General features: G+C 42.9%; 19 protein-coding genes, 1 tRNA gene and 2 rRNA genes (1 of these 22 running past the window's edge). 10 read left to right on the plus strand and 12 right to left on the minus strand.

Annotated features, from left to right (window positions below; translation table 11 throughout):
* The 4 genes from HBH39_RS00945 to HBH39_RS00960 all read left to right on the plus strand — a co-directional run.
* Window positions 1–1,113, plus strand: a 23S ribosomal RNA gene (locus HBH39_RS00945); it begins 1,779 nt to the left of the window's first position.
* Between the two features lie 168 nt (window positions 1,114–1,281).
* Window positions 1,282–1,397: ribosomal RNA gene (gene rrf / locus HBH39_RS00950) — 5S ribosomal RNA — on the plus strand.
* Between the two features lie 11 nt (window positions 1,398–1,408).
* A tRNA-Asp gene (locus HBH39_RS00955) sits at window positions 1,409–1,485 on the plus strand.
* A 420-nt stretch (window positions 1,486–1,905) separates the two neighbouring features.
* Window positions 1,906–3,180 carry a CinA family nicotinamide mononucleotide deamidase-related protein gene (locus HBH39_RS00960; RefSeq protein ID WP_167674750.1) on the plus strand — a complete coding sequence of 425 codons (1,275 nt, stop codon included), beginning with the start codon at window positions 1,906–1,908 and terminating at the stop codon, window positions 3,178–3,180.
* Window positions 3,181–3,227: 47 nt separating this feature from the next.
* Here HBH39_RS00960 and HBH39_RS00965 read toward each other — a convergent pair whose 3' ends face one another.
* The 3 genes from HBH39_RS00965 to argE form a co-directional block, all read right to left on the minus strand.
* The gene (locus HBH39_RS00965; RefSeq protein WP_167674752.1) at window positions 3,228–3,764 is read right to left on the minus strand and encodes a DUF1439 domain-containing protein; all 537 of its coding nucleotides are present in this window, start codon (window positions 3,762–3,764) and stop codon (window positions 3,228–3,230) included.
* Window positions 3,764–6,412: a phosphoenolpyruvate carboxylase gene (ppc, locus tag HBH39_RS00970; RefSeq protein ID WP_432280129.1), complete on the minus strand. Its 2,649-nt coding sequence runs from the start codon at window positions 6,410–6,412 to the stop codon at window positions 3,764–3,766. The genes HBH39_RS00965 and ppc overlap by 1 nt, the downstream gene beginning before the upstream one ends.
* 142 nt (window positions 6,413–6,554) lie before the next feature.
* Entirely contained in the window at window positions 6,555–7,706 is a 1,152-nt protein-coding gene (gene argE / locus HBH39_RS00975; RefSeq protein ID WP_167674754.1) for an acetylornithine deacetylase, read from the minus strand.
* A 266-nt stretch (window positions 7,707–7,972) separates the two neighbouring features.
* Here argE and argC point away from each other — a divergent pair, with 266 nt between their 5' ends.
* The 5 genes from argC (at window position 7,973) to argH (ending at window position 13,428) form a co-directional block, all read left to right on the plus strand.
* Window positions 7,973–8,953: an N-acetyl-gamma-glutamyl-phosphate reductase gene (gene argC / locus HBH39_RS00980; RefSeq protein WP_167674756.1), complete on the plus strand. Its 981-nt coding sequence runs from the start codon at window positions 7,973–7,975 to the stop codon at window positions 8,951–8,953.
* Window positions 8,954–8,987: 34 nt separating this feature from the next.
* Entirely contained in the window at window positions 8,988–9,767 is a 780-nt protein-coding gene (gene argB, locus HBH39_RS00985; RefSeq protein WP_167674758.1) for an acetylglutamate kinase, read from the plus strand.
* 11 nt (window positions 9,768–9,778) lie between these two features.
* Window positions 9,779–10,684, plus strand: coding sequence for an ornithine carbamoyltransferase (locus HBH39_RS00990; protein WP_167674760.1), 906 nt, complete (start codon window positions 9,779–9,781; stop codon window positions 10,682–10,684).
* A gap of 46 nt (window positions 10,685–10,730) precedes the next feature.
* Window positions 10,731–11,954, plus strand: a complete 1,224-nt coding sequence (locus tag HBH39_RS00995; RefSeq protein ID WP_167674762.1) for an argininosuccinate synthase — start codon at window positions 10,731–10,733, stop codon at window positions 11,952–11,954.
* 109 nt (window positions 11,955–12,063) lie between these two features.
* Window positions 12,064–13,428, plus strand: coding sequence for an argininosuccinate lyase (argH, locus tag HBH39_RS01000; protein WP_167674764.1), 1,365 nt, complete (start codon window positions 12,064–12,066; stop codon window positions 13,426–13,428).
* Between the two features lie 112 nt (window positions 13,429–13,540).
* On the opposite strand, the gene HBH39_RS01005 is transcribed toward argH, so the two are convergent.
* The 4 genes from HBH39_RS01005 to dinF form a co-directional block, all read right to left on the minus strand.
* Entirely contained in the window at window positions 13,541–14,218 is a 678-nt protein-coding gene (locus HBH39_RS01005) for a sulfotransferase family protein (RefSeq protein WP_244325712.1), read from the minus strand.
* A 145-nt stretch (window positions 14,219–14,363) separates the two neighbouring features.
* Window positions 14,364–14,708: an FKBP-type peptidyl-prolyl cis-trans isomerase gene (locus tag HBH39_RS01010; protein WP_167674766.1), complete on the minus strand. Its 345-nt coding sequence runs from the start codon at window positions 14,706–14,708 to the stop codon at window positions 14,364–14,366.
* Between the two features lie 80 nt (window positions 14,709–14,788).
* Entirely contained in the window at window positions 14,789–16,738 is a 1,950-nt protein-coding gene (locus HBH39_RS01015; RefSeq protein WP_167674768.1) for an alpha/beta hydrolase family protein, read from the minus strand.
* Between the two features lie 113 nt (window positions 16,739–16,851).
* Window positions 16,852–18,192 (minus strand): MATE family efflux transporter DinF, encoded by a 1,341-nt coding sequence (gene dinF / locus HBH39_RS01020; RefSeq protein WP_167674770.1) that lies wholly within the window; start codon window positions 18,190–18,192, stop codon window positions 16,852–16,854.
* Window positions 18,193–18,228: 36 nt separating this feature from the next.
* On the opposite strand from dinF, the gene HBH39_RS01025 reads away from it, so the two are divergent.
* The gene (locus tag HBH39_RS01025; protein WP_167674772.1) at window positions 18,229–19,326 is read left to right on the plus strand and encodes a polysaccharide deacetylase family protein; all 1,098 of its coding nucleotides are present in this window, start codon (window positions 18,229–18,231) and stop codon (window positions 19,324–19,326) included.
* 53 nt (window positions 19,327–19,379) lie between these two features.
* Here the strand turns inward: HBH39_RS01025 and HBH39_RS01030 are convergent, their stop codons facing one another.
* The 5 genes from HBH39_RS01030 to HBH39_RS01050 form a co-directional block, all read right to left on the minus strand.
* On the minus strand, window positions 19,380–20,267 hold the full coding sequence (locus tag HBH39_RS01030; RefSeq protein WP_167674774.1) for an IS982 family transposase: 888 nt from the start codon (window positions 20,265–20,267) through the stop codon (window positions 19,380–19,382).
* Between the two features lie 92 nt (window positions 20,268–20,359).
* Window positions 20,360–21,028 carry an SCO family protein gene (locus HBH39_RS01035; protein WP_167674776.1) on the minus strand — a complete coding sequence of 223 codons (669 nt, stop codon included), beginning with the start codon at window positions 21,026–21,028 and terminating at the stop codon, window positions 20,360–20,362.
* A 34-nt stretch (window positions 21,029–21,062) separates the two neighbouring features.
* The gene (gene cyoE / locus HBH39_RS01040; RefSeq protein WP_167674778.1) at window positions 21,063–21,971 is read right to left on the minus strand and encodes a heme o synthase; all 909 of its coding nucleotides are present in this window, start codon (window positions 21,969–21,971) and stop codon (window positions 21,063–21,065) included.
* A gap of 15 nt (window positions 21,972–21,986) precedes the next feature.
* Window positions 21,987–22,967 (minus strand): COX15/CtaA family protein, encoded by a 981-nt coding sequence (locus HBH39_RS01045; protein ID WP_167674780.1) that lies wholly within the window; start codon window positions 22,965–22,967, stop codon window positions 21,987–21,989.
* Window positions 22,967–23,518, minus strand: coding sequence for a hypothetical protein (locus HBH39_RS01050; RefSeq protein WP_167674782.1), 552 nt, complete (start codon window positions 23,516–23,518; stop codon window positions 22,967–22,969). The genes HBH39_RS01045 and HBH39_RS01050 overlap by 1 nt, the downstream gene beginning before the upstream one ends.
* Window positions 23,519–23,523: the final 5 nt, after the last annotated feature.

The following is a 23,523-nucleotide window of genomic DNA, read 5'->3' on the forward strand; positions in this document are numbered from 1 at the left end:
GCACTGTGCAAAATCGCAAGATGACGTATACGGTGTGACGCCTGCCCGGTGCCGGAAGGTTAATTGATTGGGTTATCGCAAGAGAAGCTCATGATCGAAGCCCCGGTAAACGGCGGCCGTAACTATAACGGTCCTAAGGTAGCGAAATTCCTTGTCGGGTAAGTTCCGACCTGCACGAATGGCGTAATGATGGCCACGCTGTCTCCAGCCGAGACTCAGTGAAGTTGAAATTGCGGTGAAGATGCCGTATACCCGCGGCTAGACGGAAAGACCCCGTGAACCTTTACTATAGCTTGGCACTGAACATTGACCCTACATGTGTAGGATAGGTGGGAGACTTTGAAGCATGAACGCTAGTTTGTGTGGAGTCGTCCTTGAAATACCACCCTTGTAGTGTTGATGTTCTAACTCTGGCCCCTAATCGGGGTTGAGGACAGTGCCTGGTGGGTAGTTTGACTGGGGCGGTCTCCTCCCAAAGAGTAACGGAGGAGCACGAAGGTTGGCTAAGTACGGTCGGACATCGTACGGTTAGTGCAATGGCATAAGCCAGCTTAACTGCGAGACATACACGTCGAGCAGGTACGAAAGTAGGTCATAGTGATCCGGTGGTTCTGAATGGAAGGGCCATCGCTCAACGGATAAAAGGTACTCCGGGGATAACAGGCTGATACCGCCCAAGAGTTCATATCGACGGCGGTGTTTGGCACCTCGATGTCGGCTCATCACATCCTGGGGCTGAAGTCGGTCCCAAGGGTATGGCTGTTCGCCATTTAAAGTGGTACGCGAGCTGGGTTCAGAACGTCGTGAGACAGTTCGGTCCCTATCTGCCGTGGGCGTTGGATGATTGAAGGGAGCTGCTCCTAGTACGAGAGGACCGGAGTGGACGAACCGCTGGTGTTCGGGTTGTTATGCCAATAGCATTGCCCGGTAGCTACGTTCGGAATCGATAACCGCTGAAAGCATCTAAGCGGGAAGCGAGCCCTAAGATGAGTCATCCCTAGGTCTTTAAGACCTCTAAAGAGCCGTTCGAGACTAGGACGTTGATAGGCATGGTGTGTAAGCGTTGTGAGGCGTTGAGCTAACATGTACTAATGACTCGTGAGGCTTAACCATACAACCCAGATGGGTTTTACTTAAAACGTTCCAGACGTTTAAAGCACTTCCTCCTTCCGTGGAGGTCGTACTGATACTTAGTATTAGGATAAAGCACTTAAGCAGTGTGAACTCAAATCAGCTTTCCGAATTATTATTTAATGCCAAGGCGTTAAATAGACAAATTTGTCTGGAAACCATAGAGCTGTGGTCCCACCTGAACCCATTCCGAACTCAGAAGTGAAACACAGTATCGCCGATGGTAGTGTGGGGTCTCCCCATGTGAGAGTAGGTCATTTCCAGGCGCCAATTTTGTGGAGCGGTAGTTCAGTTGGTTAGAATACCGGCCTGTCACGCCGGGGGTCGCGGGTTCGAGTCCCGTCCGCTCCGCCACTTACATAGAAGCCTCGTCAGAAATGACGAGGCTTTTTTGTTTCTAAAAATCATCGAAGGGGCAGTTCAGTTGGTTAGGCTCTTTTACATAACAAGCGGCCTGTCACGCCGGGGGGCGCGGAGTCCGCTCCGCCACTTACATAGAAGCCTCGTCAGAAATGACGAGGCTTTTTGTTTCTAAACATCATCGAAGGGGCAGTTCAGTTGGTTAGGCTCTTTTAAATAGAAAGCGGCCGGTCACGCGTGCCGAAGGCATATTCGAGTCCCATCTGCTCAGCCAGCATTATGATAAGCCCTAGCAAAAATGTTAGGCTTTGGTATCTGAATTTTAAAGCCTTCTTCAAAAAAAGATCTATTCTCTTGCTATTGCCATATTGGTTACCTAACTTAGAGAACAATTATTTTAATAAAGGATGTGCCATGAAGCTTGAGATGATCTGCACGGGTGAAGAAGTCTTATCGGGTCAGATAATTGATACTAACGCTGCTTGGGTTGCTAATACCATGATGGAGTTAGGGATAGAGATGCAATATAGAGTGACTGTTGGTGATCGCTTAGATGACCTTATTAACGTATTCCAAGAACGCAGTATGCATGCTGATGTGATTATCGTTAATGGTGGTTTGGGACCAACTAGTGATGATATGTCTGCATTGGCGATGGCAAAGGCAAAAGGTGAAGAACTTGTCGAAAATGTGCAATGGCGTGAACACTTACAAGATTGGTTTGCGCGAAATAATCGTGTGATGCCCAAAAGTAATTTGAAGCAAGCTTGGTTACCCGCTTCAGCCGTTATGGTTGATAATCCTGTTGGTACTGCTTGTGGTTTTAGAGTAAAGCTCAATAATGCATGGCTTTTTTTTACTCCTGGTGTGCCTCATGAATTAAAGCACATGATTAGGGAGCAATTCATTCCATTTATTCGCCAAGAGTTTGGGGTTCAAGATATATCTGCTTTAGAGAAGTTTTTGACCATTGGTTATGGTGAGTCATCACTTGCTGATACTTTGTCGTCAATTGCCTTACCTGCAGGCATTGAACTAGGTTATCGCTCATCAATGCCACATATTGAAATAAAGATTTTTGCCCGTGGTGAAAAAGCTATTCGGCAACTGCCTGATATCACAAAACAAGTAAGGGCTTTACTTGGTAGCGCTGTGGTTGCTGAAAATAGACCGACATTAGCAGCTGAAATTCACCATCGTTTATATCAATCAGGATTTAGTCTTAGTGTTGCAGAATCCTGTACTGGTGGGATGATCACCAGTCAGTTGATCGATTTTCCTGGTAGTTCGTCATACTTGCATCATGGCCTTGTCACCTACAGTAATGAATCAAAAGTAAATGTACTTGGTGTTAATCCGCAAATTTTGGATGACCATGGTGCAGTATCTGTCCAAACTGTTGAAGCCATGGCCCAGGGCGTAAGAGCTATTTTGGACAGTGATTTTGCTTTAGCCACTAGTGGCATTGCTGGTCCAGATGGTGGTTCAGATGACAAGCCTGTGGGTACCGTTGCAATTGCATTGGCGACCAAAGAGGGGGTTTATAGTCAAATGATTAAATTGCCGCGGCGATCACGACAATTAGTTCGTAGTTTAAGTGCTGCTGTTGCCTATGATATGTTACGCCGAGAACTGCTAGGTGAGGAGGTAATTGTTGATTACCCTTCCATCCCACGATGTGGTGAGTAATTGGATAAAAAAAGCGCCATTCGGCGCTTTTTTAGAATGGAAGTGTTTTAAAACTTAACCACCAATTTACCTTTTTGTACTTGTAGCTCTTTAGTCATTTTAGCCATTAAAGCTTGATTGGTGTCATTCATATCTAAAGTATAAACCGGTTTGCTTTCAAGAAAACCGCGTAGAAAAGTCATCAGTTGTGGCGTTATGCTGGTTAGCATTTTTTCTACGTCGGCTGGCTCCGCGCTAACATTAACTAAATCAAGCTGCCTTAAATAGACACTTTTGGTATCAGGATCATACCAAGGTTGAGCCTCAAAGGTAGTTTTCAATTTGGCGCTAATAGGCAGTAGTGGGTTACTAACACTTACTTTTGTTGTGGCGGTTAAACCCATGGTGTTGGGTTTATCGCCAAGGGCGACTTCCATATCGTTTAATACTACGTTAATGCCAATAAATTGATTGCCTTGCTTAACTTCAAAGTGCATTTCTTTGTTAAGGTAGTTTTCAATTTCAGATTCAGTAATGCTGTACTGACTGGCACAGCCAGTCAGTAGTAATAGCATGGATAGCGCAATCAGCTTTAGTTTTATCATTATCCTGTATTTCTCATACCTGCGGCAACGCCTGCAATGGTAAGCATTAAGGCTAACTGTACATGTTCAGAAGGTTCAACTTCTTTGCGGGTACGTGCCAAAAGCTCGGTTTGGAGAAAGTTTAGTGGATCAATGTACGGATTGCGAAGTTTTACTGATTCACGATTCCATGGTGTATGCGCCATAAGCTCATCTGATTCGGTCAGTGACAGTACAGTATCAATGCCCAATTGTAGGCGAGCTCTTAATTTTTCACCTAAATGATGTAATTCAGGTTTTACTAAGCAGTTTTCATAATAGCGTGCCAAATTGGGCTCTGCTTTCATGTATACCATTTCTAACATTGAGATACGGGTTTCAAAAAACGGCCATTGGGCTTCCATTTCACGCAGTAGTTCTAACTCTCCACGATCAATGGCACCTTGCAGTGCTTCACCCGCTCCTAACCATGCTGGTAGCATTAAGCGGTTCTGTGACCAAGCGAAAATCCACGGAATTGCACGTAAGCTTTCAATGCCACCATCAACTTTACGTTTAGCTGGGCGACTACCTAATGGTAATTTACCTAATTCAACTTCAGGGGTTGCTGAGCGGAAATAAGGCACAAAATCTTTTTCTTCACGGACAATACCACGATAGTGATCAACTGACTCAGCAGCAATACGTTCCATGCAGTCTCGCCAGGCTTTTTTCGGCTCCGGAGGCGGTAATAAAGTCGCTTCTAGTACTGCGGAGGTATATAACGCTAAGCTTTGTACAGCAAGTTTAGGTAAACCAAACTTAAAGCGGATCATCTCGCCTTGTTCCGTCACGCGGATGCGACCGTCTACCGAACCAGGTGGTTGCGATAAAATAGCTTTATGGGCAGGCCCGCCACCACGACCAATTGAACCACCTCGTCCGTGGAATAGCATCAGTTTTACTTCAGCTTTTTTACACACAGAGACAAGTTGTTCTTGGGCGCGATACTGTGCCCAAGCTGCGGCCATTACGCCGGCATCTTTGGCTGAGTCAGAATAGCCAATCATTACTTCTTGCATACCTTTGGTATAACCACGATACCAATCGATATTTAGTAGTGACTCGATGCAGCTTGCGGCATTAGTTAAGTCTTCAAGGGTTTCGAATAATGGCACTACGCGCATTGGGTGGCTGCAGCCGGTTTCTTTTAATAGTAACAACACCGCCAGTACATCAGATGGTTTGCCAGCCATAGAAATGACATAAGAGCCCAGTGCATTTTTAGGTTGGGTAGCGATTAATGCACAGGTTTTGACCACTTCGGCAACATCAGCACTAGGTTGCCAGTTTGCTGGTATTAGCGGACGACGACTGGTTAGCTCACGCAGTAAGAAAGCCTGCTTTTCATTTTCATCCCAGTGATTGTAATCGCCCATGCCTAAGTATCGTGTGAGTTCAGCGATAACATCGCTATGGCGTGTTGCATCTTGGCGAATATCTAAACGAAGCATATGAATGCCGAAACACGCTAAACGGCGTAGGATATCTAGCAATAAACCATTGGCAATTAGACGCATGCCTGAATCACATAAGCTTTTGTAAAGCATCTCTAATGGTTTTTGTAAGTCAGCTTGCTGCCATATTAAGGTGGCGGTATCAATATCAGGATGTTGACCTTCTAAGCGCGCATTTAAGTAATCGATGGTATTACGTAATTTACTGCGCAGCTGCCTTAATACATCACGATAAGGCTCATCACTATTATTGGTGTACTCCCTTAGCTCGGCATTAGCTTGCGACATTGATAGCTCACTGACTAAAGCGACAACATCTTTAAGGTATAAACGTGCCGCAGCATGACGATTTCGGTCCAGTACTTCTTGTGTCACAACGGAAGTGACAAATGGATTGCCGTCACGATCACCACCCATCCAGCTAGAAAACCGGACTGGAGCAATATCGATTGGTAGTTCTTGTCCTGTACGCTGTTCTACCTGATCATTTAACTGACGTAAAAAGTCAGGAATGGCTTGCCATAGCGAGGCTTCAATAGTGCTTAATCCCCAGCGTGCTTCGTCAACGGGTGTTGGACGTTCGCGGCGGATTTCATTGGTATGCCATATTTGAGCGATTAATTGACGTAAACGCAGAGTGTTTTGTTGGCGCTCACGCTCTGATAATTGGCTGTTTTCATCGTCTGTTAGGCAGTCAACGACTGAGGTGTACTTTTGGATTAGCGTACGGCGTGAAATTTCTGTTGGATGCGCGGTTAATACTAAATCGATGTCCATTTGCTTTAAGCTTTCGATCACATCGTTAGCATCAAGATTAGTATTCAGTAAACGGCCTAAGAGCTGCTCAACCGGATCGGGAACACAAACTAATTCATCGCAGTTACGGCTAATGCTGTGGTATTGCTCGGCAATATTGGCCAAGTTTAAAAATTGGTTGAAAGCTTTGGCGAAAGGGACAAGTTCTTCATCCGGTAATGAGGTTAACAAGGCTAACATCTGCTCACGCGAGCTTTCATCACCTTTACGAGCTTGTTTGGCTAAAATACGGATTTGCTCTACTTTTTCTAAGAATGCATCACCTAAATGGCTTTGCATCGTCTCACCTAATATTTGGCCTAAGTTGCTCACATTTGATCGCAGTGATGCATACATATCTGCCACTTGTTCAGCCATACATACTCCCAATTTGTTTCTAACTTGCTTAGCACAATAACTAGCCAATAAGTTGCGGTCAATATCTGACAGGTTATTTTTGTAGTTTTATTTCGTCAAAAAATTACAGAAAACAGTTTTTTTGGTATTTATTTTGTCATTTCTATTTGATACATGCGTGGTAAATCATCTTTTTAACAAGTTCCACCGTTGGCGTGAGATATTCTAAACCTATGTACTCATCGGGTTGATGAGCTTGGTTAATGCTGCCAGGTCCAAGAACTAAGGTTTGACAACCTAATCGATTAATATACGGTGCTTCTGTTGAGTAGTTAACGACTTCTGCTTCATTGCCGGATAACTCTTCGACGAGTTGAGTCCATGGATTGTCTGCTTTACCGGCAAATGATTCTGCGCCCGGATATAAAGTACTGACACTAATACTGCCTGGGTATTGTTTGCTAATGTCTGCAAGATAATTTAGGACTAGTAGTTCCAGTTCTGCCAACTCCATGCCCGGTAGTGGGCGAATATCTAAGTGCAAATCACAACAGCCACAAATGCGATTAGCGGCATCACCACCATGTATATGGCCTAAATTCATGGTTGGGTATGGTACTGTAAACGCATCTTCGCGATAGTTTTCACTTAAATGCTGCTTCAGTTTAAGCAGTTGACCAATAACTTGGTGCATGATTTCAATTGCGTTTAAGCCGCGGGCCGGATCCGATGAATGACCACTACGTCCAATCACTCTGATCCCTTGTGCTAAATGACCTTTGTGCATGTAAACCGGTTTTAAGCTTGTGGGTTCACCAATAACGGCATAATCAGGCGCGATAACTTTAGAATCAGCAAAGGCTTTTGCGCCGCTCATGGTGGTTTCTTCATCGGCACTCGCAAAAATGGTTAATGGGCGCTTAAACTCATTGAGTGGTAGATCTTTTAAGGCTTCTAATACCAAAGCAAAAAAACCTTTCATGTCGCAGGTGCCTAACCCATACCAGCGATTGTCTTTTTCTGTTAAGGCAAATGGGCTTTGACTCCAGCGACCTTCATCAAATGGTACGGTATCGGTATGACCAGCAAGTAATAATCCACCATTACCGCTTCCTATGCGGGCAATTAAATTTTGCTTGTTGCGAGAATCGGCAACCGTTGGTGTTTCACAGCTAAACCCAAGCTCAGAAAACCATCCTTGCAACAAGCTGATAACTGCATGGTTACTCATATCTTGTTCTGGTTCTAGCGCACTGATGGATGGTGTGGCAATAAGCTGGCTAAAACAAGTCTTTAAATCCGGTATTCTGGTCATTATCTATCCTTGCCTGTCAAAAAATAATAAATACTTATTCAATAATATTGCATAAAAAATTATGTGTGCTAGTCTATCACCCAGCTGTTAATGACACCATAACTTGATTGTTTGAAATGAAAAAATTTATGCATAGCTTAGCGTTAAAATCTACTATACCAACTCTGCGTCAACACTTCCTGCGACGATAGTGCGATATAGGCCGTGTCGGTCTAGCAATGTACTATGCTAACCCAGTCATTTTTAATATAAGAATTTAAAAAAATATGAAAAATATCGCAATTATTGGCGCAAGTGGTTACACAGGCGCACAAATTACCTCGTTAATTGATGCCGATGCCAACCTAAGTGTTCAAGGTTTGTATGTGTCTGAGAACAGCTTAGACAAAGGCCGCAAGCTGGCAGATTTATATCCTATCTATAGCCATATGCACTACGCGCTATCACCATTAACCGCTGAAGCTAAAGCATCCATTGTGGCACAAGCTGATGGCGTAGTACTCGCGACCGAGCATTCTGTCAGCTTAGAGTTGGCTGCAGAATTTTATAATCAAGGTTTAGCAGTGTTTGACTTAAGCGGTGCATACCGTTTTGCTGATGCAGAGCAATATCCCAAATGGTATGGCTTTGAGCATACTCAGCCTGAAGTGTTAGCGAATGCTGTTTATGGTTTGGCTGAATGGAATGCTGAGCAAATCAAGCAAACAAAAATGATTGCGGTTCCTGGCTGTTATCCTACGGCTTCATTAACGGCGTTAAAGCCGTTAAAGGCATTATTAACTTCATCTTATCCTGTGATTAATGCTGTGAGTGGTGTTACGGGGGCGGGTCGTAAAGCGCAGTTGCATACCAGTTTTTGTGAAGTCAGCTTAACTCCGTATGGCGTACTGGGTCACAGACATCAACCTGAGATTGCAACACAATTAGGTCAAGAGGTGATTTTTACCCCCCATTTAGGTAATTTTAAGCGTGGTATTTTGGCAACCATTACAGTGCAATTAAAACCCGGTACGACAGAGGCCGACGTTGCTAAAGCCTATAGTGTTTACGATAACTCACCTATTGTGACCGTTAAGCATAATCAATTCCCTAAAGTTGATGATGTGGTATTAACGCCTAATTGTCATCTTGGCTGGAAGTTTGATGCCAGCAGTGGCTACCTAGTGGTAGCAAGCGCCATAGATAATTTAATGAAAGGTGCAGCAAGCCAAGGCTTACAGTGCATTAAAATCCATTTCGACGTCTAGATTAAGTCTAAGTTAAGAGTAAAAAGGTACAACAATGACAACCAATTCTGTTTTAGTACTTAAAGTGGGCGGCGCATTACTGCAAACCGAGTCAGGTATGGCCAACCTGATGGCTGCCATCAAAGATATGACCACATCAGGCCAAAAAATTGTGTTAGTGCATGGTGGTGGTTGTTTGGTCGATGAGCAGCTCAGTGCCAATGGTAAAGAAATTATTAAGCTCGATGGTTTACGTGTTACCCCAGCAGATCAAATCCCGATTGTTGTAGGTGCATTAGCGGGAACATCTAACAAAATTCTTCAAGCCGCAGCGGCCAAAGCAGGACTTGTTAGCGTAGGCATGAGCCTTGGTGATGGTAATGTCGTTAGTGCCAAAATTAAAGATGAAAAACTTGGACTGGTGGGCGAAGTCACGCCAGACGATGCCACTTATTTGAACTTCATTTTAAGTCAAGGCTGGCTGCCAATTTGTAGTTCTATTGCAGTCTCTGACGCTGGTGACATGCTAAACGTTAATGCAGACCAAGCAGCAACAGCACTAGCCAAATTAGTTAACGGTACCTTGGTATTGTTATCTGATGTGTCAGGCGTGTGGGATGCCAATAAACAAGTCATTAAAAGTTTAAATAAAAACCAAATTGAAGCCTTAGTCGCGCAGGGCGTGATTGAAAAAGGCATGAAAGTAAAAGTTGAAGCTGCACTTGAGGTGGCACAATGGATGGGCAAGCCTGTTTTAGTGGCCTCATGGCAAGACACCGAACAGTTAAAAACATTAGCACAAGGTGGGTCTATAGGGACCCAGATACAACCTTAATGGAGTAGTTTATGAAACACCTATTGTCGATCAAAGAGTTATCTCAATCTCAGCTATTAGATTTATTAGCATTAGCGAAAAAAATTAAAGCTAATCCAGCTGATTACCGTCGCGCCTTAGATGGTAAAAGTGTGGTGATGTTATTTGAAAAGCCATCACTTCGCACCCGAGTTAGCTTTGACATCGGCATTAATAAATTAGGTGGTCATTGCTTATACCTTGATCAGCAAAATGGCGCTTTAGGTAAGCGTGAACCTGTATCTGATTTTGCCAGCAACTTATCCTGCTGGGCAGATGCCATTGTGGCGCGTACCTATTTACATAGCACAATTGAAGAACTGGCTGAACACGGTACAGTGCCCGTTATCAATGCGTTGTCAGACTTATATCATCCGTGCCAAGCTTTAGCCGATTTTCTGACCTTATCTGAAAAATTTGAAGATGTCAGCAAAGTGAAATTGGCTTATGTGGGTGATGGCAATAATGTTGCGCACTCACTTATGTATGGTGCAGCAATACTTGGCGCAACCATGACAGTGGTTTGCCCAGAAGGGCACTTCCCTGCTGACGAAGTCGTTGCCGATGTTAAGCAATTAGCAGAGCAATATGGTGGCCAACTTATTTTGACATCTGATATTGATACTATGGATAACCAAGATGCTATCTATACTGATACTTGGATTTCAATGGGCGATAAAACCCCAATGGCAGAAATAGAAGCTAAATTTATGCCTTACCAAGTGAATTCACAATTAATGGCAAAAGTCGGGGCTAAGTACTTTATGCATTGTTTACCTGCATATCGTGAAGTCGAGGCAACCGCTGAAGTAATTGATGGCGAAGGCTCATTGATTTTAGATCAAGCAGAAAACCGTATGCACGCGCAAAACGCTGTGTTAGTTACCTTATTAAGTTAATGTTGAGTCAAGACTCAGCAAATCAATTGATTGTAGGAAAATTAAAATGTCTCAAACAGTGAAAAAAACCGGCGTTAAAAAAGTAGTGCTAGCCTATTCTGGAGGATTAGACACCTCAGCAATTATTCCATGGTTAAAAGAAACCTATGATAATTGTGAAATCGTTGCGTTTTGTGCTGACGTTGGTCAGGGTGAGGAAGAGCTTGTTGGTCTACATGAAAAAGCCATCGCATCGGGCGCTTCTGAGTGTTATATCGTTGACTTAAAAGAAGAGTTTGTTGCTGATTATATCTACCCAACTATCGCCACAGGCGCAATTTATGAAGGCACTTATTTATTAGGTACTTCAATGGCTCGTCCAATTATTGCCAAAGCGCAAGTTGAAGTGGCGCGTAAAGTTGGTGCCGATGCAGTGTGTCATGGCTGTACCGGTAAAGGTAACGACCAAGTTCGTTTTGAAGGTTGTTTTGCGGCATTAGCGCCTGACTTAAAAGTGATTGCCCCTTGGCGTGAATGGGAAATGCGTAGCCGTGAAGACCTACTGGCATACCTTGCAGAGCGTAATATTCAAACAACCGCTTCAGCAACGAAAATTTATAGCCGCGACGCTAACGCATGGCATATTTCTCATGAAGGCGGCGAGCTAGAAGATCCATGGAACGAGCCATCAAAAGGCGTATGGACGTTAACTGTTGCCCCAGAAGATGCACCAAACGAGCCAGAATATGTGTCGTTATCGATTAAAAATGGCCGTGTTACCCATGTAAATGATGAAGCATTATCACCCTATGCCGCATTGATGAAGTTAAACGACATTGCAGGTAAACATGGTGTTGGCCGTATCGACATTACTGAAAACCGTTTAGTTGGTATGAAGTCTCGTGGCTGTTATGAAACTCCTGGTGGTACAGTAATGTTTGCCGGTTTACGTGCTATTGAAGAGTTGGTGCTAGATAAAACTAGCCGTACATGGCGCGAGCAAATTGCTGGTCAAATGTCACACCTTGTTTATGATGGTCGTTGGTTTACACCACTTTGTAAGTCACTTATTGCAGCATCAGAATCATTAGCTGAACTGGTTAATGGTGATGTAGTGGTCAAGCTTTACAAAGGCCAAGCAACGCCAGTGAAGAAGCGTTCACCAAACAGCTTATACTCAGAAAGCTTTGCGACATTTGGCGAAGACGATGTATATGATCAAAAACATGCTGAAGGCTTTATCCGTTTATATTCTTTAGCGAGCCGTATTCGCGCGCTAAATACTAAATAAACCTGCCTGACATAATTCAAGGGCGCCATATAGCGCCCTTATTTTTAGTGCAATGTAATTCAACCAAAAAAGCACTTAACTCAATTTGCGACAAAAGAGGAATACGACAATGGCATTATGGGGCGGAAGATTTCAAGGCGAAACCAGTGCACTTTTTAAATTATTCAATGACTCACTGCCAGTTGATTACCGCTTATTTGAGCAAGATGTGGTTGGCTCAATAGCATGGGCTGATGCCATTGCCAGTGTGGGGATTATTACCGCACAAGAGTGTACTGATTTAAAAGCAGCATTAAATGAATTACTGCAAGAAGTAGGCGATGATCCACAAACGATTATCAGTACAGGTGCAGAAGATATTCACAGCTTTGTTGAGCAAAAGCTGATTGCTAAAGTGGGCGATTTAGGTAAAAAGTTACACACAGGTCGTTCACGTAACGACCAAGTTGCCACAGACTTAAAGCTATGGTGTAAAAAAGAAGGCGCGGCATTACTGGCTCGTTTAGGTACATTACATGCCGAGCTTATCGCTGTGGCTGAGCGTGAAGTCGATGCAGTTATGCCGGGATACACCCATTTACAACGTGCCCAACCGGTTACTTTTGGTCACTGGGCGTTGGCGTATGTGGAAATGTTTGAGCGCGATATCAGCCGTTTACAAGATGCACTTAACCGTGCCGACTCTTGTCCACTTGGCTCTGGTGCACTAGCCGGAACCGCTTATCCGATTGATCGTCATGCATTGGCGGCGGCATTGAACTTTGCGCGTCCAACATTAAACAGCTTAGATACTGTGTCAGACCGCGACCATGTGGTTGAACTTTGCAGTGCAGCTTCAATCAGCATGATGCATTTAAGCCGCATGGCAGAAGACTTAATCTTCTTCAATTCAGGCGAAGCTAACTTTATTTCATTAGCGGATGAAGTCACTTCTGGCTCATCACTAATGCCACAAAAGAAAAACCCTGACGCATTAGAGCTAATTCGCGGCAAAACGGGTCGTGTTTATGGCAGCTTAATGGGTATTTTAACCACCATGAAAGCCTTACCGTTGGCATATAACAAAGATATGCAAGAAGACAAAGAAGGTTTATTTGATGTGGTTGATAGCTGGGCAATTTGTTTAGACATGGCGGCATTAGTGCTATCTGGTCTTAAAGTGAATCGCCCGCAAGCATTAGTTGCTGCGCAACAAGGCTATGCTAATGCCACTGAGTTAGCCGATTATTTAGTTGCCAAAGGTATGCCGTTCCGTGAAGCGCACCATGTGGTTGGTGAAGTTGTAGTGTTTGCCATTGGCGAGCAAAAACCAATTGAAGAGTTAACCGTCGCGCAATTACAACAGTTTGCTGAGGTGATCAGCGACGATGTTTACCCTAATTTAACCATCGAAGCCTGTTTAGATAAGCGTGATGTATTAGGTGGAACTGCTGTAAAACAAGTTAAAGCAGCAATCGCCGCGAAAAAAGCCTAAAGCACAAGTCGGTAACTTATAAATAAAGCCCTGCTGATTTTTAAGCAGGGCTTTATTTTTGCTTACTTGCTGGTGAGACGTAACGATAAAAGCAGCAGTTTGCTACGACCACTCAAAGAGAATAGTTAAAAAACTGCCTTCTTTCAGGGCCTGAAGCATTCGCGCTAACTTTATTGGGATGCTTATATTCATCCCAACTGGCCACATTACGACCCATGTTAAGTCGCGGAAAATCCAGTTTTTTAGCCGAGGGTAATGGGCTATTCAATCCGATAAATGCCAACAACTGAGTTAAAGCCCCTGTTTGACTAATATCGAGTGATATAAAATTATCTCGGCCTGCAAAATATTCATTAACCTGTTGCTGGTGGGCCAAATAACATTTGCGTAAATGATCCGCATCAGCAGGTTCTACCACGTTCCATATTTTAAAACAGTGCTCAAAGCTGCGTTTCATTATCGGGTGAAAGCGCCCAGTTTGTTTATCTAAATGCACCAACATGCGTCCAAGCAACATTTGCATCGACGGGATCCACTTATCTAACGACCTGTCTAAATACACAAACCTAGCAGTAGGAAACAACTTATCTAATTGCTGATAATCGCTAAAACACGGCGCATCTGACACCGCATCTGCCAACATAAACGCCTGCTTAGTAAATGCTTGGTGCGCCACAGTTAAACCATGTTCAAGCAAAGCCACACTCACGCTGGTAGTGCCGGTACGTGGCAAACCAATAATGAATATTTTATTGGCATGATAGGCTGATAAATCTGATGGTATCGTCAATGTTATAAATGGGCGCTAATTCTGGGTGGCGCATTATAACAGGTAACACGTAGATGGGATTAATCAAAGGTTGTTAGGCGGCAACATTATAGGATGAAACTCCGTGTATGCGAGGCGCATCAGAGCAGCTAAATAAAGTGATGACTTAATCATCACGGGTTAACACTTCAAGTAATTCTATTTCAAAAAACAAATCTGAATTAGCAGGAATTTTATCGCCAATTTGGCGCTCGCCGTAACCTAGGTTTGCAGGCACTGACAACTCGCGTTTACCACCCACCTTCATTGGGTTGTCGCCAATAATGCCTTGATACCATCCTTGAATAACTCGTTTGGCGCTGATCACCACTTGAAATGCTTCAGCGCTATCAAACACGCTTCCATCAGCTAATTTGCCGGTATATTTACAGGTGATTAGCGCGCCTTTTTCGGCAGCTTTACCTTCACCAATAGTGATATCGTTAATCATTAGTTCTGTAAGGTGGCTCATTCAAATGCCTTTTACTGTAAAAAATAGTGCCCGCATTATAACAGGATGTGGGCATTAGACTTGACCAATATATTGGTTAGTTATTCTGCAGCCTTGTTAACCGGTAAATGCTGTTGTAAGAACGCTTCAATACTGCGAAAGGCTTTTAATCTATCAGCATTGTCACTTAAGTAATGATCGCCATTTTCAAGCACAACAAACTCCACCGGCTTTTTATGTTTTTTCAGTGCGTCATACATATCTTCGCTTTGTTCAAAATCCACACTCCGATCTTTTTCGCCATGGATCAGCAATACTGGCACATTAATATTGTTGGCTTTACTAACGGGTGAGCGCTCATATAAGGCATCATAATCATCGCCTATTTGCTTTTTAACAATGTCAAAATTGGTATACCCACGATGTGATTTTACTAAATCTTCCACATCAGCAACGCCAGCAAAGCTAATGGCACATTGGAATAAATCTTTAGTGGTGGCCACGGCCATTAACGCTGCATATCCGCCGTAACTTGCGCCAGCTATGCACATTCTTTTGGGGTCAGCAATGCCTTCACTAATTAACCATCTGGCACCGTCTTCTACGTCGGTTTGCATTTCTAAGCCCCAGTTTTTAAGACCAGCTTTCATAAAGCGATAACCATAACCGCTTGAGCCGCGAAAATTCATTCGTAATACGGCATAACCGCGGTTAGCAAAGTATTGGGTCCAATAATCAAAACTGTTTGAGTCAAAGTCAATCGGTCCGCCATGAGGAAAGATGATAGCGGGTAACTTGGCTGAATTTGGGGCGTTAAGCGGGGTGGTTAAAAAGCCTTCAATATTTAAACCATCCCGGGCGCTATAGTTAATGGTTTTTGTTTTTGCCATTTGCTCTGGTAAAAGCTTTTCATATCGATATGCAATTGGCAGGAGTGTACCTTGGTCTCTGTCACCTAAATAATAAGTACCTGAGTCAACAGCGCTGGTGGAGAAAACAATATAGCGGCGTTCATCTTCACTAAATTGGGTAATGTAGTTGCGATTGTTTGGTAGTACTGAATCTAAGCCTTTAACTAATCCGACATATTCAGGGTCCCAAAAGGTGTACTCAGAGTCTGCACCATCGTTAATGCCAATAACTTTTTGTTTTACTTTTGAGTAAATTAATCCGCCATTAACATCATAGTCATCACGTTTAAATACGAGTTCCTTAGTCAGTTTGGGGTCAGTCAAATTGACTTTAAAAATGGCCTTAAAGTCGTTATGGTAAGCTTGAACGTACAAGATGTTAGGGTCTTCTCCAAACCCAAGTGGCCAAACTTGATCTTCAGCAAAGGCTTCAAACTGCCACAAAGTGCGTAAGTCTTCGTTGTTATCTGCTTGTTCAAGTATTTTGTATGTAGTTTCATCACGTTGTATGCCAATACGTACTTTATGCTGTCGGTCGGTCATCCAGTCATAGACATTTTTTTCAGCATACTGCACCACTGATGAACGCCCGTCTGTTAAGTTGATTCTCATTACTGATTCATATTGTGGGTCATTACCTAAGCCATTAAATTTCATCAATAAATGGTCATCATCGTCTCTTAGCATATCGATAATGTCTGATTGAATTTGCGGGGCCCATTTAAAGCGCTTTAACACCATGGGTTTAATCACACTAGATAAGTTGGCTTCTGATACAGAATATTTGAACAAGCGATATTCCGATACCGGTGTGCCATTCCTTGTTGCGGGGAATTTGGCATAAATAAATAGCATGTCATTACTGGCCCAAGATAATCCTTGCACCGTGTACTTTTGGTTGTCTGTTTTGGCAACAAAGGTTTGTTTTTGGGTATCCACATTGGTGAGGGTGACGAGTGTACCTTGTTCTTTGGTCGATGTTAGCTTGACGACTGAGGCTATATTTTTACCGTCGGGTGATAGGGTAATATCACTGACATCGGGAATGCTGGCAAATGCTTCGATAGGTAAGGTTTGGCTATTAAGGTGCAATATGGGCAAAGCCAGTAATAACCAGCACAGGGTTAAAATCCGTTTCATTATTAATCCATATGTTAAATAAAGTGTGATGTTAACTCAATGTTAAACGTTTGCGCAGTGCAACTTCAAGTGATAATGGTTTAATTGTTTTTTAATGAATGGCTTACATAAGGTTAATAAGGGATTTGCAAGCGAAGCTTGCGATAATAATGCCAAGCTAAGCTTAAGCTACGCACTAACATAAACAGGGATAACGCCGCCCATAATGCATGATTTCCATAACCTTGTAGTAACCACCATATCGGAAAATAGACCGCAAAAGTGGCTACTACCATGCTATTACGCATGACACGACCTTGTGCCGCACCAATATAAACACCATCAAATAAGTAGCACCCAAAGGCTAAAACTGGCATTAGTATTAGCCAGATTAAATAGTGATTGGCGGTTTGTTGCACCTCAGGAATATTGGTAAGCATGTTGATAATTAAGCTCCCCCCAATCAGAAACCCAAAGCTAAATAACAGCGCGACAACGGCTGACCAAGCAAATGCCAAGCTGACAGAGTCTTGTAATAGCTGACGATTCTTTTGACCATAAGCTCTGCCTACCTCAGCTTCAGCATAATAAGCAATGCCATCTAAGGCGTAAGAAATCAGCATGAGTAAGTTGAGTAATACAGCGTTGGCCGCGAGAGTGTTATCGCCTAATCCTGCGCCATGAAAAGTCATAAAGCTAAAAGCAGCCTGTAAACATAAACTACGTATAAAAATGTCGCGGTTTAAGGTTAATAAGCGTGAAATACCTTGCAGCTTGATATGTGACAATAAAGACGAAAATTGAAAGTCGTTTTGTTGTCGAAGTTGGTTAACCACCATTGTCGCAGCGACCAAAAAAGCACACATATCGGCAATCACAGAAGCCAGTGCCGCTCCTTGTACTTGCCACTGAAAAACCAGTACAAACACTAAGTCGAGGATAATGTTAACAATGTTGGCAATAATCAATTGCCACATAGCAGCTTTGGGCGCTTGGCGACCTAGTAGCCAACCAAGTAATACCAGGTTAGTCAGTGCAAACGGCATAGACCAGATACGAATTTGCACATATTGACGACAGTACATTTGCACTTGTTCACTGGCTTCGGTTAAGTGTAAAGCGAGAGATAGAATCGGTTGTTGAAAAACTATTGCGAAAAATGCCAACAAAAGAGCTAAACTGATCCCTTGGATAAGTAATTGTTGTTGGGTGTGATTGTCATTAGCGCCATAAGCTTGGGCGACTAATCCTGTGGTCGACATGCGTAAAAAACCAAGTAACCAAATCATCAAGGTGATAATGGTGCTGCCCAGCGCTACGCCACCAAGATAATACGCTTTACCTAAATGCCCAATCACTGCTGTATCAACCAAACCCAATAGGGGGATGGTAATATTTGACAAAATCATCGGTAATGCCAGTGCCATTAACCGACGATTTTTATCTCCATTATTGAGTAACTTAAACACAGACATTATTAAAGAGGCACCATGTTGATTATGGGAAGAGTGATGAGAAAGTGGTTTAACCTTTTGGCATTAAAAGGGCGCACTCTGAATTATACATCTTGTGTCATAGGGTTCCTACTTTGTAGCATTTTGCCTAATACGGCAACGGCAGTCGTTATTTTACAATATCATCATGTATCTGATACTACCCCTAAAAGAACCAGTGTGACGCCAGCGCAGTTTGCTGAGCAAATGCAGTACCTTGCCGATAACGACTATCAAGTTATTTCATTAACTGATGCTGTCACCGATATTAAAAATCAGCAAGAGGAAGAGTCGAAGCAGGTTGTGATCACTTTTGATGATGGCTACGACAGTATCTTTACTCAAGCAGCCCCTATTTTAGCCAAGCACCAATTTCCGTATACGGTGTTTTTATCTGTTGATCCTATTGATGCAGGCTATGAAGGCATGATGACTTGGGAGCAAGTGAAACAGTTGTCAGATCAAGGAGTAATTATTGCTAACCATACTAAAGGGCATGAGCATCTTATTCGTCAGCTTGATAATGAAACAATCAGCCAGTGGCGTCAGCGTGTTAAGCAAAATCTGTTAGATACCGAACAAAGAATTAACCAGCAAACGGGTCAAAGTGTCATGTTGTTGGCTTACCCTTATGGTGAATATCATACCCAGTTGGAAGCCTTGGTTGCCGAGTTGGGGTTTGTGGCCTTTGGTCAGCAATCGGGAGCGGCGGGAAAGTATTCTTCGTTAACGGCGCTGCCACGGTTTCCGATAGCGGATGCTTATGCTGATCTGCAAAGTTTAAGAGTGAAGTTTTCAAGCTTGAACATGCCTGTGTTAAAGCAAAATATCACCGATCCGCTATTAGCATTTGGACAATGGCAACCGCAGCTTAAATTAACCATCGATACGCAAGATATTTATCCTCATCAAGTCATGTGTTTTATTCAAGGGCAGGGTAGTCAGCAACCAGCTTGGATAAATGAAAACACCTTTACGATTCAAGCCACCACAGCGCTTAATCCAGGCCGCACTCGCTATAATTGCACTGCGCCAAGCAAATCTAAAGGTGATTATTATTGGTTTTCACAGCCTTGGATAAGAACAAAAGATGATGGCACATGGGTGGAAGAGTAATTCAATCTTATCATCACGATATTAGTGAAATTGCTAACTAACCTGAGATCGGTTTAAGCCATCGCCATCAACCCTGACTTTTCTGTAGGTGTGATGTTCAATGATGGCTTTTCTGGTTTTAGGCAATATGCGATTAATCCACCTAGCAAGTTCAACATGAATCCATGTAAACTCCTGTGTCTTGAATGCTCTATCTGAGAAATATTCTTCAGTTGGTCGTTGATGGTTTCAATGATGAACCGTTTAGACAGCATTGCTCTGTCCCAAGCCGCTAATATCTTCGCCTTCATGTTCTTTCGTTGAGTTGTTATAAGAGTGATCCCGTTTTCTTTCAAATCTTCAGTCAGCGCCTTACTGATATAACCTTTATCGGCGTAAAGCTTATCGAGTAGCCCTTTTGACAGTTCCCGAACGGGCTTTCTGTCATCCGTATTAGCAGGAGTAAGCTTAGCTGCCACAATATCGCCAAGATGATTGGTAATAATGTGCAGCTTAAATCCATAAAACCAGCCCATTGTTCCTTTGCCTCTTGCAGCCGTTCCTTTGAATACCTTGTGTCTCGGGATGCGTAAGTTATGGCAGACTTTAATGCTTGTAGAGTCAATAAACTCAATACCTGTAGGCACTCCTTTAACATGGGTAAAGAAAGCACTTAGTGGTATAAGCATCGATGGCATCACTTCAATAAATCGGGTGTAACTGAGAAGTTTAGGGAAATCATTTTTGTAATAACGACAGATAATTCCCAGATAAAAGTTTTTAAAATCACGCTGATGAGACATATGAAAAGCGACAATGATTGTCATAATTTCGCTTTCAGACATTCGTCCTTTACGATTACGCTTTCGCTCGCCACTTTCAAGTTGAAGTTGCTGCCACTGAGGTAGAAAAGCCTTACAAAAATCATCGACATGACAAAATAAATCTACTAGTTTACGCATAGCTGGTTCCTTTGTGGTCAATCCTTCTTGGTCGAAAGATCTGATCATGGAACCAGCTTTTAGTTCCCTTCTATTTTTATCCCGAATTCAGGTTAACTAAAATGGCTCACTATCTTATTAAAATCAGCTATCAACTCTTCATTTAAAATTTGCGGTGTTTCACCGGGTTTTGGCTTGGCTTTAAATACTGCGATTTTTTCACCTTGAGGCGACACCAATACATAAGATGCACTGTGATCAACTTGATAATTATCCCCATCCCCTACCATGGCATAGGCAAAACCTAAATCACGGCTGAAAGGAAATAGCCCGCTGTGTTCTGTGGTAATGGCTTTAAAATCACGATTGAAAAAATTAATGTAGTCAAGACGCTTAGTTTGCGTGTCACGCTGAGGATCGGCAGAAACAAACACGATTTGTATTTGATCGCTAATCGCTTGTAAATCGGGATAAGCCGCCGCTAATTTATTTAATGTGGTCGGACAAACATCAGGGCAAGAGGTGAAGCCGATAAAAAACAAACTCCACTTATTTTGCAGATCTTGGTTGGTAAAACGATTGCCGTATTGATCGCTTAACTCAAACGGCGCGAGTGCTCTTGGGGTATCAAATATAAAGCTGGTGGCTAAACCTAAATCAACCTGAGCAGGCATTGTTGCCTTATTCGTTTGATTATGACCAAGTGTTTGCTGCCACTGATACACTCCAAAACCAGCAGCAATCATTAATAGTAATGCAATCACAAATCCAGCTTTACTCATTTAATTTCCTTTTTATTTAATTAGCCATTAAGCCTTAATTTACCCAGAAATAATGGTCAACAAGTAACACAATAAATAACACCATTAAGTGATAAATTGAAAACTTAAATACATTCATCGCTAAGCCTTGGTAGTCATGATATTTAAGCTGCCATGCTTTATAAATAAAGCCACAACTGAGTAAGGTTGATCCCACTAAATAGACCGGGCCACACATACCGACCAAAACAGGAAGAAGGCAAGCAATCGCCAGTAAAATGGTATAAAGCAAAATACAAGTTTTAGTAAACTCAACCCCATGGGTAACAGGTAACATGGGAATATCGACTTTGGCATATTCCTTTTTACGGTGAATCGCCAGTGCCCAAAAGTGTGGTGGCGTCCAAGTAAAAATAATTATGACCAACAACAAAGCATGACCATGTAACTCATTAGTTACCGCTGTCCACCCAAGTAAAGGTGGCATGGCACCCGCTAGCCCACCAATTACGATGTTTTGTGATGTGGCGCGCTTTAGATAGGCTGTATAAACCAATGCATAACCAATCAAGCTAGCAAAGGTAAGCCAGGCGGTTAATGGATTAACCCAGGCATAAAGTAATACAAAGCCAAGGATGCCAATCGATACTGCAAAAATCCCCGCTTTGGTACCGGATATTTTTCCTTTGGGAAGCGGGCGGTTATAGGTTCTTGCCATTAAGCCATCAATGCGGCGATCAATTAAATGATTAAACGCCGCCGCCGCACCTGCCATTAAAGCAATGCCGGTCATGCCAACTAATAGCGGTTGTAAAGGAACTGCTCCTGGCACAGCTAAACACATACCGACCAAAACAGTCAGTAGCATTAGTGCGACGACTTTGGGTTTGGTCATTTCAAAATAAGCACGCCATTGCCAAGTGACTACAGCACTAGGGGCGTTGAGGATGAGCGGTTTTGTCATAGTTATGTCCTCTAATTACGCTTTACGCCATAAGGCATAGTTGATAAACACCATTGAAAGCAGCAATAGTGCTGCCCCACCATTGTGAGAAACCGCAATGCCTAATGGTAAGTGCATCACTACGTTGCTGATTCCAAGTGCAACTTGTAACACCACTAACAAAATAAGCACGTAACCACTTTGGCGCATCACAGTTGATTGTGCTTTAAGTAGTTTGATAGCGAGTAAAATTAATATCGCAGCAGTAACTACTGCCCAAAGTCGGTGGGTAACATGAATCGTCATGCGAGTGGCATAATCGAGCACCCCAAATTCAAAACTAGGGTGATGGCCTTGAAAGGGGGAAAAGGCATCGGCAAAGCGTAAATTATCCACCCAATTGCCTTCGCAAATCGGCAAGCTTGTACAAGCTAGAGCAGCATAGTTGGAGGAGGTCCAGCCGCCAAGCACGATTTGAATGATTAACACAACCAGCCCTGCCATTGCTAAAGGCGCAAGCTTACGTGCATAAATATCACCACCGGGTATGCGCAGTGGTTTAGTGCGTAAGTATAGCAACAGTAATAATGAGAATAAGCTAAATCCACCGATTAGATGAGACATGACGATAATGGGCATTAACTTCATGGTGACGGTCCACATCCCCAGTGCGGCTTGAAAAATGATTAATGCGGCAATAAATATGGGTAACTTTTTGGGCGCTTCTCGGTGTTTTAAACATAACACTAAAACCGCAAATACCATTAAGCCTAGTATGCCGGCAACATAGCGGTGGATCATTTCGAGCCAAGCTTTTTCTGGCTCAACCGTGTGTTCAGGAAAATGGGCTTCAACTTTAGCTAATTCATGGCTTTCATTTGGTACCGTTAAATGACCATAACAACCCGGCCAATCAGGACAACCTAGCCCAGCATCAGACAGCCGAGTATAGGCCCCCATTAAAATCACCATCAAGGTGAATACTAAAGTAAATTTTAATAAGTAATTGATTTTCATTAGCCAACCCTCGAAAGTTTTAACATTTTTCGAAGATCGGCAATCATGGCTTTGCCTTGAGAAATACTTGCATCACGACCAGCCACACTATCGTATTGCATTACTAAGCTACCTAGAGGATCAACAATGATCACAGGTTGATTAGCAAATACACTGGCAATTTTATTATTGGCATTGACAGTTTCAAACTGGATTTGTAATTGCTCAAGAGCCTGGGTATCGCTGTCTGGCTGCAATAAAATAACTGGGCTTACTCGGTCGCGGTCGCGTCCTAAAGCAATGTAACTTTGCTTTAGAACATAAAGACTATCCTGACACTGCTGTGCACAATTTGCGGGCAACAGATACACCATTTGCCACAAATGAGGCTTGGGGTTTTCTATTTCAAGTGCTTCATAAGTGAGATGAGTATCAAGTAATGCACCTTTATTGGTCGCACCGCCATGATATAAATCTAAACTCAGCACTAATTTAGCTGCTGCCACCGGTAAAACAAATGCCAGTAGTAGAATAAATAGTGTTTTATTACTTCTTTTAGGTTGGGAGTTCATTCCAT

The organism is Shewanella aestuarii, from assembly GCF_011765625.1.
GTDB lineage: Bacteria > Pseudomonadota > Gammaproteobacteria > Enterobacterales > Shewanellaceae > Shewanella > Shewanella aestuarii_A.